Consider the following 14,583-nt stretch of genomic DNA (forward strand, 5'->3'; position numbering starts at 1 on the left):
TGACAGCCGCAGGAGCGCCCACCATGTTTTATTTTTTTGGCAACGCGGCCGATTTTGCGGCCTTGAAGCTGCGTATAGATAGCACTCGTTAGCGCAAGAAAATTAGTCTTCAATTGTGATAAGCGTCGCTGCGTCAGGCGAATTTGGCGAAACTGTCATCGAGCAATGAAATCCCTCGACCACACAGACATCGTAAAGCTCGCCAATCTCCCCATCGATCCGGAACCAGTCGACGCAGGCCCCGCTTTCCAGATCGATCACCTGCACACCGCACCACGGCTCGCTGTCAGCGTCCTTCAGTTTCTGATCGAGCGACAGCCCCTCGAACCGCTTATATCGCGGACGGGACAACCCCACGAAGGCAAACTTTCCGTGGAAGGCCAGGCCGCGCAGGAAACCGGGACAAAATGCAAGGGGAACAAAGGTGCCCATTGTGGCTTTGCCCTTTGGCAACTCGACATGGCCCAGCTCTCCGCTGCCCGAATTGAGTACCCATAGCCTGCCATCATGCCAGCGCGGCGAATGCGGCATGGACAGGCCCTCGCACACGATTTCATCTGTCTGCACATCGATCACCACGCCGCCATCGGCGCGGCGATCGCGCCAGCCATCGATCGTATTTGACCGCGATACAGCGGTAACAAAGGCAGCCTTGCCTTCGCGCATTGCCAAACCGTTCAAGTGACAGCGGTCTTCATCCACAATGTCGGTAATGAAGGGCGGCTTCCAGATTGGCTTGAACGAATGCCTGTCCGATATCGCGGCGAGGCAATTGTAACGTGTGTTGACGAAGACAATCCGCCCGTCACTTTCCACGCCCACGTCATGCGCGTCGATCTGGCCGGTCAGGTAGGTTGTGCGCGGCATGAAGCAGGCGTCGTAAATCTGATTGATGCGCTGCTCTGGCTCCAGCACGTTAACCAACCGCGTTATCTGGGCGCCTGCGGAGAGAACAAGGTGGCCGCTGCCATCCGTGCACAATCCCATCGGCTTGGGCATAGCCGATTGGTGAAGCTGGGCGGCACCCTGCGGATTGCCGCCCAGCATGTACAGCAAGCCGGATTGGTAGGAAGTGAAGGCCAGCGACGCCCTCATCGCAATAAGCCGGGCAATGAATCCGCTCGACAGCGAATATTCCACTTTCGGCGGTGCTGCGCTCACCTGACTTGCTACGACCTGTTGCCCCGGCGCTTCCATATTTTCTCCAAAGCGGCCTCATTGTTGAACGGCGGCCGCACCCGCCGCGTCAGGTGGCCGATAAGACTGGCCTGGTAAAGGAAATCCCGAGATTGAGCGCGCGATGTTATTTGTTTTGCGGGGCGAGCATCGCACGGTTAAATCAAAGGGCGCTTAAATTGATGGCGGTTCTCGTACTCAACAGACGCCGGCGATGGCGTTGAATGAAGAATGTGGCCGCGTACATAAGGGCACTTCAACCGTCTGCGCCGGTGTTGGCAGCAGTAAGCGTACCCCTTCGAAATCTAAAAAAGCAAAGCCGAAGGTCTTGGAAGGAGCGCGTTGCAGCCGAGCGGGCCAATCGGCTGAACGTCCGGTTACACGGCTTAGCATCCTGAAAGCAGACTGGAAGCTTTCCACCCCAATGCGGACATTTGATAGCGGATTGAATATCACCAAAAGCGGACCAGCAGCTATTGTCACGTTCAAAACAATGCAGACGGTCGGCTATCGAAGCGATGGGGGACCTTCAATAGCGCGAGAGTACCAATGACTGCTTACGGCGGCCTGGCAAACGGGTCTTGGATCGTTTCCTACAAGCCATCGCCGCGCTAATGTGGTTGCGGCTCTTTCACATCATCAATCACGCAAATCCGCTTTTCGCGCGTGACGCCGTAATCTGTCACCCTGCTTTTTCAGCAAGCAACCAGATGATTATAAACCATAAATTCCCGGCGGACACAGGGTGACAGGGTGTAACTAGTGTAACCCTGATCAGCTTTTCCACTTTCGTCATTTTCGCGAACGCACGAATGGCAAACCTGTTCGGATCAATCCATATGTGCGAGACCGGCCCGCAGATAATCCCAACCGGTGATCACGGTCAGTACCGCTGCAGCCCACAGGCAGGTCAGGCTGGCAACATGGATCCAGCTATCGGCAAAGGCAGCGCATTGTTCGGCGAGTGATTGGCCCAGCGATTGACAGGGTTGGCCGTGAACCGCCCCGCCCAGAATCAACCCGCCCAAAGCGAGCAATTGAAAGGTGGTTTTCCATTTGGCGAGTTTACTGACCGGGACCGAAACCTGCAGTCCGCCGAGGAATTCGCGCAGGCCCGATACGGCAATCTCGCGCATCAGGATGATCAGACCCGCGATCACGTGCATATCGCCGACATAGGGCCCGCGCAAAAAACCCTGCGCGGTGAGCACCAGAATGACCGCAGCGATCATCAGCTTGTCGGCAATCGGATCGAGGAACTGGCCCAGTTTCGATACCGCCCCGCTCGCCCGCGCCAGATAGCCGTCGAAATAGTCGGTAATCGCCATCAGGGCATAAAGCCCCCAGGCCAGCCAATAGCCAAACTGCCAGTCGGGCCACCATAGCAGATAGACCAGCAGCGGGATCGCGACGATGCGCGACATGGTGAGGATATTGGGCAAGCTCCACATTCTGTGCATTCCCTAGCGGCAGTTGGTCCGGTGCAAAAGCGTGCGCTTGCCCTTGTCCCCCGCTGCCACTCCTATAGGAGGACCGCTCCGCACAGGTTGCATGACGAGAATCAATGACAACAACCCCGCATTTGTTGGCTCGCAGGCGGTTTCTGCCGCTGTTCGTGACGCAACTTTTCAACGCCTTTAATGACAATCTGTTCAAGACCGCGATGGTCCTGTTCGTGGTTTACGGCGTGTATGCATCGGAAAGCGCGGAAGGCATCTTCAGCGCGGTGGCTTCTTTCCTGTTCATTCTGCCGTTTTTCCTGCTCTCTGCACTGGCGGGACAACTCGCCGACATGCGCGACAAGGCCGCCATCGTCCGCAAGGTGAAAGCGGCAGAGATCATCCTGATGGTGATCGGCGCTGCAGGCCTCGTGCTGGCATGGCAGGGCATTGCGGTGCACACGCTGGCTATTCCGCTGATGCTGCTCGCGCTGTTTCTCACCGGCGTGCAATCGACATTTCTGGGGCCGATCAAATACGCAATCCTGCCGCAGCATCTGAAGAAGGAAGAAGTGCTGGCGGGCACCGGCCTGGTCGAAGCCGGCACCTATATCGCCATACTTTCCGGCACCATATTGGCGGGCTGGATCCCGGTGGAATGGGCCGCCGGGTTGACCATCGTCACGTCGATCACGGCGTATTTCATCAGCCGCCAGATACCCGACGCCCCGCCGCTCGGCCATGTTGACGAGAAGATCGACTGGAACATCTTCCGCGCATCTTACGTGCTGATCCGCAATACGATGCATGACCGGCAGGTGTTTTACGCTATTCTTGCGATCAGCTTCTTCTGGACCATCGGCGCGGTGCTGATCATCCAGTTCCCGCCACTGGCCAAGAATATCATCATGGCATCGAAGGAAGTGGCCAGCCTGTTTCTGGTGGTATTTTCTATCGGGATCGCGATCGGTTCGGTTTCGGTCAATGCGCTGCTGAAGGGCACGGTTTCGGCCAGATACTCCCCGATATCGGTGATTTTCATGGGGCTGTTCGTGGTGGCGTTCTATTTCGTCTGCCGCCTGTGGCAAATGGATCAACCGACGCAATTGCTCAGCGTTGCCGAATTCATCGTCTGGCCGATGGCAATCGTGCTGCTGCTGTGCCTGCTGGGAATTGCCATTGCGGGCGGAATGTTCGTGGTGCCGCTATATGCGTTTTTGACCACCAAGGTCCGCCCGGAACAGGCGGCGCGCACGATTGCGGCCAATAACATCGTCAATTCAGGTGCGATGGTGGCTGGTTCGGTCCTCGCCATGGGGCTAAGCATGGTGGGCGTCTCGACAACCGAACAATTGCTGCTGAGCGCGGGTATGTGCATTGTTTCGGCATGGCTTGGCCGGCGGCTCTACCGCGCCGAACAGGACCATATTCCCGTCACGCTATAAAGATGCTCGCCGCCATGAAACACGCGCAATAGGCCATCAGGAAGTCTTTCACATCCTGCGTGCCAATCCGCCAGCGCGGCACCTCGTCACGCCGCGCGCCTCCGGTGCGGATATGCGGCGGCAGCGTCGCCAAGAACGGGTGACGGGCCATTTCATCGGTCAGAACCAAGGTGTTTCTCATCCGGCAGAATTAACCCGGCCCTAACCATAATGCGATGCGGCAATCCGCACCGTCGCGCTGTGGGACATTAACCTGGTCTGGTAACCAGACCGCATTTTCGCCGCCGCGGGGCGTGCTTTCGATTGAAGCAGCGGTTGCGGGCGGTTAGGGCGTGCCCATGAACACTGCGCCCCAAAAGACCGCCGCCAGCCTGCTGGTAGAATGCCTCGCCGAACAGGGCTGCGACCGCATCTTTACCGTCCCGGGCGAAAGTTTCCTCTCGGTGCTCGATTCGCTGCACGACACAGGCGGGATCGAGACTGTGGTGTGCCGGCAGGAAGGCGGCGCATCCTTCATGGCTTGTGCCGACGGCGCGATGACACAGCGGCCCGGCATTTGTTTTGTCACGCGCGGTCCGGGTGCCACCAACGCGACGATCGGGGTGCATGTCGCGATGCAGGATTCGCAGCCGATGATCCTGTTTATCGGCGACGTGGACAGCCGGATGCGTGACCGCGAGGGCTTTCAGGAAGTCGATTTCCCGGCATTCTTCACACCAATCGCCAAATGGGCCACACGGATAGACGACGAACACCGTATTCCCGAATATATCGCACGCGCGTGGTCGGTCGCAGTTTCCGGCCGCCCCGGTCCGGTGGTCGTCGCCCTGCCCGAAGATATGCTGGCGCGAATGGTCAGCGGATCGCCGCGTCCGGCGGTTGCCCGGCCCGCGCAGGCTGTTTGCCCCGCTGCGATGCAGGACATGATGCGAATGATCGGTGATGCAGCTTCGCCGCTGGCCATTGTTGGCGGTGCAGGGTGGGACAGGACCGCGCGCGAGCATTTCACGGTGTTTGCTGAACGGATCGGAATACCGGTGGCGACGGCATTCCGCCGGCAGGATGCCGTTCCGCCTTCCTCCACCGTTTATGCGGGTAATCTGGGTTATGGCCCCAATCCCGAACTGGTCGAGCGCGTCAAACAAGCTGACGTACTGCTGGTAGTCGGTGCGAGAATGGGAGAAGCCACAACCGATGGCTACGAACTGGTCACGCCCGACCATCCGGATCAGATCATCATTCACGTGCATCCTGATCCGAATGAACTGGGCCGGGTTTACCGGACCGATCTGGCGCTTTGCGCAGACATGGCCGAATTTGCCCGAAGCGCGGCACTTTGGGACGGCGATATGCCCGCTTCCGGCTCAGGTGCAGAGGCGCACGATCAATGGACGCGGTGGTCCACCCCGGCCCCTCGACCTGCAGATTTCGATACCACGCTCGACCTGGCGGCCTGTGTGGGGATCATGCGCGACCAGTTGCCGGCCGACACGATCATCTGCAACGGCGCGGGCAATTTCTCGGGCTGGTGGCACCGCTACTGGCCCTACGAAGGCTATCCCAGCCAGCTGGCGCCAACCGCCGGTGCAATGGGTTATGGTGTCCCCGCAGCCGTGGCGGCAACTTTCCGCCATCCCGAACGCAGCGTAGTCGCCGTCGCTGGTGACGGCGATTTTCTGATGAATGGGCAGGAACTGGCGACAGCCGTCCAATACGGGCGCGATCTGTTGGTCATCGTGGTCGATAATGGCGCCTACGGCACGATCCGGATGCATCAGGAGCGCGAGTATCCCGGCCGCGTATCGGCAACGCAGCTGGTCAATCCGGACTTTGCCAAATTCGGCGAATCATTTGGCGGCTGGACGCAGCGCGTCACGACGACCGGCGAATTCGCAGACGCTCTTGCCGAAGCAAAGGGCCGCAAGGGCTTACGCCTCCTCCATCTCGTAACCGACATCGAAAAACTGACTGCCGGCGGCGTAACCCTGTCGGCGCTGCGATCCAGAGGCGGCGGCTAATCTTTTTCCATTTCGAGGATCATGGCCCATTCTTCCGGCGTAACCTCGCTGACGGACAGGCGTGACAAACGGACCAGCTCCATTTCGGTAAGCCGCGGATCTGCCTTGACCTGCTTTAGAGTGACGGGGTTTTCCAGCTTGCGTTTGGGAATGATTTTTACCGCATTCCATTTCTGCTCGGGATCGGTCGGATCCATGATGCCATCGGCGCTGATCTCGGCAATCCCGACGATCTCCAGCCCCTCGCGCGAGTGGTAGAAAAACGCCTGCTCGCCCTTCTTCATCGCTGCGAGATTGTTCTTGGCGCGGTGGTTGCGCACACCGTCCCACGTGCCTTCCTTTTCCGCCACAAGATCATCCCAACCGTATTTGAACGGTTCCGACTTCAACAACCAATATCGCTTCGCCAAAAAAATTTCCCTCTGCCTGTTTCAGGCTGTCTTATAAACAAATTGGCGGCTGCGGCCACATCGGGCGGATTAACTGTATCTTCAGTCTCCAATGTCACTTTAACGGCCTGAATCACGGGGGATTTGCGTGTGAATACGCAGTTCGAAGACGGCTTTAAAAAGGATAAACGCTTGGGGAAAGCCGAAGGTGACCTTGTCGCCTTGGGGATAGCAGTAGCCGCAATTATCCTGTTTCTGGGCACCGGCAGTTCGGTCCTGTCGCAAGTTGCGCGGGCCTGGCAGGGAACCGGCCTTCCGCCCGAACCTGTGCTGGTCAACGCCCTGCTGCTCAATATTGCGCTGATCATATTCGGTTGGCGGCGGTATTCCGAACTGACCAAGGAAATTGCCGAACGCCGCAAGGCGGAAGAATCGGCGCGCATCCTTTCCGAAACAGATGAACTGACGGGGTGCCTTAACCGGCGTTCGATCGGTCCGGCCAGCGAAGCGATTATCCAGGCATCGTCTGCATCGGGTATGGCCAATGCATTCTTGATGATCGATCTCGACAATTTCAAACAGGTCAACGATCTGAACGGTCATCTGGCCGGAGACGACATTCTGCAGACCACAGCCAAACGCATCACAGACGAATTGCCACGCGGTGCCATTCTGGCGCGGTTGGGCGGTGACGAGTTCGCCTGTTTGGTAAGTTACGAACCCCGCGGCGAAGCATCGGTCAGCAAAATTGCCGGAAACATCATCGAAGCCGTATCCCAGCCGATCGAACACGGTGAACAGACGTTGGAAGTCACGGTTTCGGTCGGAATTTCTACCACGGAAACCAGCGATCAGGGTACGGCAGCAGGCCGCGAAAACCGGGCAAAATCGCTGCTGCACCGCGCAGATGTCGCGATGTATCATGCAAAAAAAGATGGCCGTAACCGGTATTTCTGGTTCGAATCGCCGATGGAAAACGAACTCAAATATCGCGCTGAACTGGAAGCCGGCATCCGCCGCGGTCTGCAGAACGATGAATTCGTCCCTTATTTCGAACAACAGATCGATCTGGATAGCGGCGAGCTTGTGGGCTTCGAAATGCTGGCGCGGTGGCAGTCGCCCGAATTGGGGTTGGTCGGGCCCGATATCTTTATCCCGGTGGCCGAAGATATGGGCGTGATTGCCGAATTGTCCGAAACGCTTATTTCCAAAGCGCTGGACCATGCGAAAGACTGGGACGCTTCGCTGACGCTGTCGGTAAATATTTCCCCGGTTCAATTGCGCGATCCGTGGTTTTCGCAAAAGATCCTGAAATTGCTGACCGGCCACGGCTTTCCGCCCAACCGTCTTGAAATCGAAATCACCGAAAGCTGTCTCCACGAAAATGTCGCTGCCGTACGCACCATGATTACCAGCCTGAAAAATCAGGGCGTTTCGATCAGCCTCGACGATTTCGGGACGGGATATTCCAGCCTAGCCCAGCTCCGTTCGCTACCGTTCGACAGGATCAAGATCGACCGCAGTTTCGTAACCGAAATGAACAGCAATCCCGGCAATTCGAAAATTGTCGATGCCATCATTTCGCTTGGCGAAGGGCTCAAACTGCCGATCACAGCCGAAGGGATCGAAACAGAGGAAGTACGCGGCCTGTTGAGCAGGCTTGGCCCGCTCAAGGGCCAGGGCTACCTTTACGGGCAGCCAGAGAATGCCGCCACGGTGCACGACCGGCTTGCGCTGCAGGGGCGACTTTCCGGCGCAGAAGCCTATCAAAAGGCTGCACAGGACAGCGCGGCGGAAGAACCCGCTACGGCGGATTTCCAAAACCGGAATACTGCCTGAACTCCCTCGCCTTGGCACTGGACGCCGCAGCACCCACGCAATAGATGCAGGCGCGAAATGCGCATCCCCTTCACCAAAATGCACGGCCTCGGTAATGATTTCATCGTGCTCGATGCGCGGGCCGAGCCGCTGCCCGACATGACGCGGCATATCGCAGCGTCTCTGGCCGATCGCAAAACGGGTATCGGCTGCGATCAGTTGGTCGTGCTGGAGCCATCCGTCAGCGCGGATTTCCGGATGCGAATATTCAATTCTGACGGCGGCGAAGTCGAAGCCTGCGGCAACGCAGCCCGGGCAATTGCACTCATGCACGGCGGGCCTGCCCGGATCGAAACCGGCGGCGGCATAATCCATGTCGAACCGGCCCCGGGCGGCGCCAAGGTCGATATGGGGATCCCCCGCTTCCAATGGCAGGATATTCCGCTGGAATATGCCATGGACACGGCGGCGCTGCCGCTTTCATGGGACGATCTGGCCAATCCTGCAGCCATCAATGTCGGCAACCCGCACCTTGTCTTTTTTGTGGCCGACACCAGCTCCGTACCGCTGGCCGATCTGGGTCCGCAGATCGAAACGGACCCCGTGTTCACTCAGGGCGTGAACGTTAACGTGGCGACAATCGTCGATCGCAGCCACATCGCGCTCCGCGTGTGGGAGCGCGGCGCGGGGCTGACACGCGCCTGCGGTACTGGTGCATGTGCAACCGCCGTCGCCGCGATCCGCGCCGGGCTGGTCGATAACCGCGTGCAGGTGTCATTACCGGGCGGAAAACTTTGCATCGAATGGACAGCGGGCAGCGGCATCATGATGGAGGGGCCGGCGCAGGAAAGTTTCAGCGGAAGTTTCAACTGGGACGACTTTGCATGACCAACGCCAAAGGCGCAGAAGTCATATCGCTTGGCTGCCGGCTTAATATCTCCGAAAGCGAACGGATCCGCGAAATGCTCGGGGGCGAAAGTGATGTCGTGGTTGTGAACAGCTGCGCGGTCACATCCGAAGCAGTGCGCGCCACGCGGCAAGCCATCCGCCGCGCGCGGCGCGATCGGCCCGATGCGCGATTGCTGGTTACGGGATGTGCCGCCGATATCGAACGAGACGCGATTGCGGCCATGCCCGAAGTGGACGGGTTGATCGCAAACACGCACAAACTCGATCCGCGCGCCTGGAATGTGCCCGCGCAGCCCGTCGCTGTGCCAGCGCGCCGGACCCGCGCATTCGTCGCGGTCCAGAACGGCTGCGACCATGCCTGCACCTTTTGCGTGATACCACAGGGCCGCGGGCCCAGTGTTTCCCTCACAATCAGCCAGGTCCTGGCCGAAATCGAACGCCATCTGCTGGCAGGGGCACCTGAAATCGTGCTGACGGGTGTGGATGTGACGTCGTGGGGTCATGATCTGGACGGCCACCCGCCGCTCGGTAAACTGGTGCTGGCGATTCTGGACGAGTTTCCCCGGTTATCAAGGCTGCGCATGTCCTCGCTCGACGGAATTGAAATCGACCCGTTGTTATTCGAACTGTTCGCCGGCGAACAACGCCTGATGCCGCATTTGCATCTCAGCCTGCAGCATGGTCACGATCTGATTTTGAAACGGATGAAGCGCCGCCACAGCCGCGCCGATGCGGCCGCGCTGGTTGACCGGCTGCGGGCGCGGCGGCCCGGTATCGCGATCGGTGCCGATCTGATTGCCGGTTTTCCGACGGAAGATGCCGCCATGCATGCGGCAAACCGCGCGATCATCGCTGATCTGGGCATCGTTCACGGACACATCTTTCCCTATTCGCCGCGGCCGCAGACACCCGCGGCGCGGATGCCGCAACTTGGCCGGCCGATTGTAAAACAGCGTGCTGCGGAACTGCGCGCTGATGCCGCGCATCAACGCGCCGCCTGGCTGGCCAGCCTTATCGGCAGCGAGCTGTCGGTGCTCGCCGAACGCGACGGCAGCGGCTATTCGCACGAATATGCCCGCGTAGGTCTGCCCGCGGGTGTTCCGGCAGGTGCTATCGTGCAAATGCGCCCGGCCAATATCGAAGAAGGATTGCTCGTATGAGCGACACCAGCTGGTCCGAACGTCTGTTTGGCGGTTTCCGCAAGACATCGGAACGCCTGTCCGAAAATCTCACCGGAGTTGTCGGCACGGCAAAGCTGGATAATGCAACGCTGGACGATGTCGAAGATGCGTTGATCCTGTCCGACCTCGGTCCGTCCGCCGCGGCACGGATTCGGGCAAAACTGGCGGAGAAGCGTTTTGGCCTCGCGATCACCGAACGCGAGCTGAAAGAGGCTGTGGCGGAAGAAATTGCAGAAATTCTGCGCCCGGTGGCCGTACCGCTCGAGGTGACTGCATTTCCCCGCCCGCAGGTGGTGCTGGTCATCGGTGTGAACGGCAGCGGTAAAACCACCACCATCGCCAAGCTTGCGCATCTGTTCCAGGAAGATGACTATGGCGTCATGCTGGCGGCAGGTGACACATTCCGCGCCGCCGCCATCGGACAATTGAAAGTCTGGGCCGACCGGTTAGGCATTCCGATTATCAGCGGGGCCGAGGGCGGCGACCCGGCCAGCATTGTGTTCGATGCAGTCAGGGAAGCGACCGATACGGGCATCGACGCCTTGATTGTCGATACGGCCGGACGCCTGCAGAACAAACGCGAATTGATGGACGAGCTGGCCAAGATCCGCCGGGTTCTGGGCCGCCTGAACGAAGCCGCACCGCACGATGTGGTGCTGGTGCTGGACGCCACAAACGGGCAAAATGCGCTTAGCCAGATCAAGACCTTCCAGGAGGTTGCCGGTGTTACCGGACTGATCATGACGAAGCTGGACGGTACAGCGCGCGGCGGTGTGCTGGTTGCCGCAGCCGAACAATTCGGCCTGCCGATCCATGCGATCGGTGTTGGCGAGAAAATTGACGACTTACGGCCATTCGACCCCGATCTGGTGGCCCGTGTCATTGCAGGAGTGGCCTGATGGCTGACGAAATTTCGCAGAAGAAAACAGGATCCGGCTGGCTAAACGTGCTGGTCGATTACGGTCCGCTGCTGGTGTTTCTGGGGGTCTATAAATATTATTCGCCCGACGAAAGCGATCCCATCGGCGAAGTGGCGGCGGTTATCCGCGGGACATTGGCATTTATCATCGCGGCGATCGTTGCACTGGGTTTTTCCAAGTGGCGGCTTGGCAAGGTATCACCGATGTTGTGGTTTTCCACTGCGCTGATCGTCGGCTTTGGCACATTGACGGTAATTTTCGGTGATCCGACATTCGTGCAGCTGAAACCGTCGATCATCTACAGTTTCTTCGGCGTCGCTCTGCTGGCCGGTTACGCCAAAGGCAAAGCCCTTCTGAAATATCTTCTCGAAACGGCTTTCGAAGGATTGAGCGACGATGGCTGGCTAAAACTCAGCCGGAACTGGGGCATATTCTTTCTGGCGCTGGCGGTTTTGAATGAGACGCTGCGCTTTCTCTACAATGTCGAAAACGGCACTTTCGAAACCTGGCTATGGGCCAAATTCTGGGTGTTCATGCCGCTGTCTTTTCTGTTCACATTCAGCCAGATCCCGATGCTGCTGAAGCACGGGCTGGCGGTGGGAGAATCGGACGAAGTCGTCCAGAACCCGCCAATCGACTAGATTTTCATCTGACTGCCCAGTTCCACCACCCGGTTGGTGGGCAGGCGGAAGAAGTCCATCGGCGTCGCTGCATTACGCATCATCCATGCGAACAGTTTTTCGCGCCAGATCGCCATACCCGGTTCGTCCGAGCTGAGCAGCGTCTGGCGGCTGAGGAAGAAGCTGGTCTTCATCATGTCGAACGGGCCGCCGCACATATCCTGCCGGGTGATTGCCGCCACCACATCGGTTTCTTCCATAAAGCCGTAGCGCAGCGTGACGCGGAAGAACCCGTCGCCAAGGTTGGTGATCGAACAACGTTCGGCCTCTTCGACATAGGGGACTTCGTCGATCTCTACCGTCAGCACCACCACACGTTCGTGCAGCACCTTGTTGTGCTTGATATTATGCAGCAGCGCGGACGGCACGCCCTTGTTCGATGATGCCATGAAAATCGCGGTGCCCGATACGCGCGTCGCGCTGCCATGCGCGCTTTTCGCAAACACATCGAGCGGCAAGGCGGCTTCGGTCATCCTGCTGCGCATGAGTTTGCGGCCGCGCGCCCAAGTCGTCAGCAGGATGAATATCACCCCGCCCATCACCAGCGGAAACCAGCCCCCATCCGGAACTTTCATCAGGTTTGCGGCGAAATATGCGCCATCGACAATGAAGAAGATGACCAGCACGGGAATTGCAATCCACAACTTCCATTTCCACACGGCAATCAGCAACACGCCCATCAGCGCGGTATCGATAAGCATCGCGCCGGTAACGGCGATACCGTACGCGGACGCCAGATTGGACGAATTGCGGAATGTCAGAACCAGAATGACAACCGCCAACAGCAGCGCCCAATTGATCGCGGGGATGTAAATCTGGCCGGCTTCGCGCTCACTGGTATGCTGCGTGGTCAGGCGCGGGATAAAGCCCAGCTGGATTGCCTGATGCGTAATCGAAAACGCGCCCGAAATAACCGCCTGGCTCGCGATGAATGTCGCAAATGTTGCCAGTATCACCAGCGGAAGGCGCAGCCATTCGTCAGCCATGAAGAAGAACGGGCTCTGGATTGCTTCGGCCGCACCCGCACTGTCGAGCGAAATTATCATCGCGCCCTGGCCGAAATAGTTGAGCAACAGGCATGGCATGACAAACCCGAACCACGACAGCCGCATCGGCCCGGGGCCGAAATGGCCCATGTCCGAATACAGCGCCTCTGACCCGGTCACCGCCAGAACCACCGATCCCAGCGCAAGAAACGCCAGAGTGCCGTCGGTCATGAAAAACTGCAGCGCGTAATAGGGGTTCAGCGCCATCAGGATGCCGGGCTGATTGATTATCTGGATTATGCCCAGCGTAGCAATGACCGTAAAGTAGACAATCATCACCGGTGCAAACAATGCGCCGACCTTGGCGGTGCCGCGCTTCTGGATAAAAAACAGCAGCACCAGCAGCACCAGCGCGATCGGGATAACCAGCGGGTCGAGCCGGTGATTTACCACTGTCAGGCCCTCTACCGCAGACAACACCGAAATCGCGGGCGTGATCATGCTGTCGCCGTAAAACAGTGCCGTCGCGAAGACGCCGAGCAAAACGGTCAGCCAGCCATATTTGGTTCTGCCGACACTGCGGGTCAGCAGCGCGACCAGCGCAAGGCTACCGCCCTGCCCCTTGTTATCCGCACGCATCAGAATGCTGACATACTGGATCGAGACAATCAGCGTCATCGACCAGAAGATCAGGCTGACCACGCCAAGAATGTGCAATTTGTCCAGTTCGAGCGGATGCGGCCCGACGAAAGTCTCCCGGAATGCGTAAAGCGGGCTGGTTCCGATATCGCCAAACACGATACCGATTGCGCCGGCGGCCATCTTGGCGATGTCCGAATTGCGGCGCTCTGCTGGGTTTAGTGGCTGAGACATAGGCTAGGCGGGTTTCCCGGCGAGGCTACGACGCGCGTTATGCGCCAGCCTACAAAGATCGCGGCCCCTAGCAGCCATCCACCGACCCTGCAATATCATGGTAATGGTGGCTGATCCGCCGCCCCGGATGCAGCAAGCAATTCATCAAGCCGCGCGATACGGAACTGAAGATCGCCGCGCCACGGCGCATCATCGGGTGTTCTGGCCAGCATTTCGCCCCAGATTGCGCGGGTGCGAAGCGGATCGCCTGCGCGCAGATAGGCGATGCCCAGGAAATATCCCGGCGCAGGACTGTCGGATCGGGTTTCGATGGCGCGCGAAAAAGCGTCAAGCGCTGCGGGCGACACTTGCCCCTCGGCGTGCTCGACAAGCGCAATGGCCATCGCCAGCCACGCTTCGGAATCGCCGGGATTTTGCGCGACCGCACCCTGTAACAGACCCGCAGCATCAGCAAACTGCCCTTTGCGCGCAAACCCGTCGGCAATCGTGACGAACCGTGATGGCGGGTATCCATCATCCAGCATTTCGCGCCGTGCAGTTACCAGCGCTTCGCCGTTATGCGCCGCCTTGCCCCCCACCGCCGCCGGCGCGCCGGGCTGAAGCGGCGATCCCTGAAGCGCATAACCCGCCAGCCCCAGCGCCATGACGGTGCCGAACATCGCCCAGAGGCTGCGCGGCAGATCGAGGAAATAGACCGCTGACCCGAATACCAGCAGCGCCATTGATATAAGAGCGATCCAGATCATGTT

The 14,583-nt window shown here is 58.9% G+C and carries 13 protein-coding genes; 7 read left to right on the forward strand and 6 right to left on the reverse strand.

Features of this window, described 5'->3' with window-relative positions:
• Positions 1–102: 102 nt before the first annotated feature.
• Positions 103–1,161, reverse strand: a complete 1,059-nt coding sequence (locus tag WFP06_RS08980; protein WP_336986834.1) for a TIGR03032 family protein — start codon at positions 1,159–1,161, stop codon at positions 103–105.
• Positions 1,162–2,006: 845 nt separating this feature from the next.
• Complete coding sequence (pgsA, locus tag WFP06_RS08985) at positions 2,007–2,627, reverse strand: CDP-diacylglycerol--glycerol-3-phosphate 3-phosphatidyltransferase (RefSeq protein WP_336986835.1); 621 nt, start codon at positions 2,625–2,627, stop codon at positions 2,007–2,009.
• A 113-nt stretch (positions 2,628–2,740) separates the two neighbouring features.
• Between pgsA and WFP06_RS08990 the strand changes: the two genes are divergently transcribed.
• Positions 2,741–4,060, forward strand: a complete 1,320-nt coding sequence (locus WFP06_RS08990; protein ID WP_336986836.1) for an MFS transporter — start codon at positions 2,741–2,743, stop codon at positions 4,058–4,060.
• Here WFP06_RS08990 and WFP06_RS08995 read toward each other — a convergent pair.
• Positions 4,050–4,241 carry a hypothetical protein gene (locus WFP06_RS08995; RefSeq protein WP_336986837.1) on the reverse strand — a complete coding sequence of 64 codons (192 nt, stop codon included), beginning with the start codon at positions 4,239–4,241 and terminating at the stop codon, positions 4,050–4,052. The two genes, WFP06_RS08990 and WFP06_RS08995, sit on opposite strands and share 11 nt — an antisense overlap.
• 157 nt (positions 4,242–4,398) lie before the next feature.
• Here WFP06_RS08995 and WFP06_RS09000 point away from each other — a divergent pair, with 157 nt between their 5' ends.
• Positions 4,399–6,078: a thiamine pyrophosphate-binding protein gene (locus WFP06_RS09000; RefSeq protein ID WP_336986838.1), complete on the forward strand. Its 1,680-nt coding sequence runs from the start codon at positions 4,399–4,401 to the stop codon at positions 6,076–6,078.
• Here the strand turns inward: WFP06_RS09000 and WFP06_RS09005 are convergent.
• Positions 6,075–6,488 (reverse strand): EVE domain-containing protein, encoded by a 414-nt coding sequence (locus WFP06_RS09005; protein WP_336986839.1) that lies wholly within the window; start codon positions 6,486–6,488, stop codon positions 6,075–6,077. The two genes, WFP06_RS09000 and WFP06_RS09005, sit on opposite strands and share 4 nt — an antisense overlap.
• 129 nt (positions 6,489–6,617) lie before the next feature.
• Here WFP06_RS09005 and WFP06_RS09010 point away from each other — a divergent pair, with 129 nt between their 5' ends.
• Genes WFP06_RS09010 through WFP06_RS09030 form a run of 5 tightly spaced genes read left to right on the forward strand, consistent with a single transcriptional unit; the run spans position 6,618 to position 11,936 of the window.
• The gene (locus WFP06_RS09010) at positions 6,618–8,306 is read left to right on the forward strand and encodes a putative bifunctional diguanylate cyclase/phosphodiesterase (protein ID WP_336986840.1); all 1,689 of its coding nucleotides are present in this window, start codon (positions 6,618–6,620) and stop codon (positions 8,304–8,306) included.
• A 57-nt stretch (positions 8,307–8,363) separates the two neighbouring features.
• Positions 8,364–9,173, forward strand: coding sequence for a diaminopimelate epimerase (gene dapF / locus WFP06_RS09015; protein ID WP_336986841.1), 810 nt, complete (start codon positions 8,364–8,366; stop codon positions 9,171–9,173).
• Entirely contained in the window at positions 9,170–10,354 is a 1,185-nt protein-coding gene (locus WFP06_RS09020) for a MiaB/RimO family radical SAM methylthiotransferase (RefSeq protein WP_336986842.1), read from the forward strand. Before dapF ends, WFP06_RS09020 begins: the two co-directional genes overlap by 4 nt.
• Positions 10,351–11,274, forward strand: coding sequence for a signal recognition particle-docking protein FtsY (gene ftsY, locus WFP06_RS09025; RefSeq protein WP_336986843.1), 924 nt, complete (start codon positions 10,351–10,353; stop codon positions 11,272–11,274). The genes WFP06_RS09020 and ftsY overlap by 4 nt, the downstream gene beginning before the upstream one ends.
• Complete coding sequence (locus WFP06_RS09030) at positions 11,274–11,936, forward strand: inner membrane-spanning protein YciB (RefSeq protein ID WP_336986844.1); 663 nt, start codon at positions 11,274–11,276, stop codon at positions 11,934–11,936. Before ftsY ends, WFP06_RS09030 begins: the two co-directional genes overlap by 1 nt.
• On the opposite strand, the gene WFP06_RS09035 is transcribed toward WFP06_RS09030, so the two are convergent.
• Positions 11,933–13,834 carry a potassium transporter Kup gene (locus WFP06_RS09035; protein WP_336986845.1) on the reverse strand — a complete coding sequence of 634 codons (1,902 nt, stop codon included), beginning with the start codon at positions 13,832–13,834 and terminating at the stop codon, positions 11,933–11,935. The genes WFP06_RS09030 and WFP06_RS09035 overlap by 4 nt on opposite strands.
• 95 nt (positions 13,835–13,929) lie before the next feature.
• Complete coding sequence (locus WFP06_RS09040) at positions 13,930–14,580, reverse strand: tetratricopeptide repeat protein (RefSeq protein ID WP_336986846.1); 651 nt, start codon at positions 14,578–14,580, stop codon at positions 13,930–13,932.
• Positions 14,581–14,583: the final 3 nt, after the last annotated feature.

Origin of the sequence: Altererythrobacter aquiaggeris (assembly GCF_037154015.1) — a bacterium.
In the GTDB taxonomy this organism is placed as follows: domain Bacteria; phylum Pseudomonadota; class Alphaproteobacteria; order Sphingomonadales; family Sphingomonadaceae; genus Aestuarierythrobacter; species Aestuarierythrobacter aquiaggeris.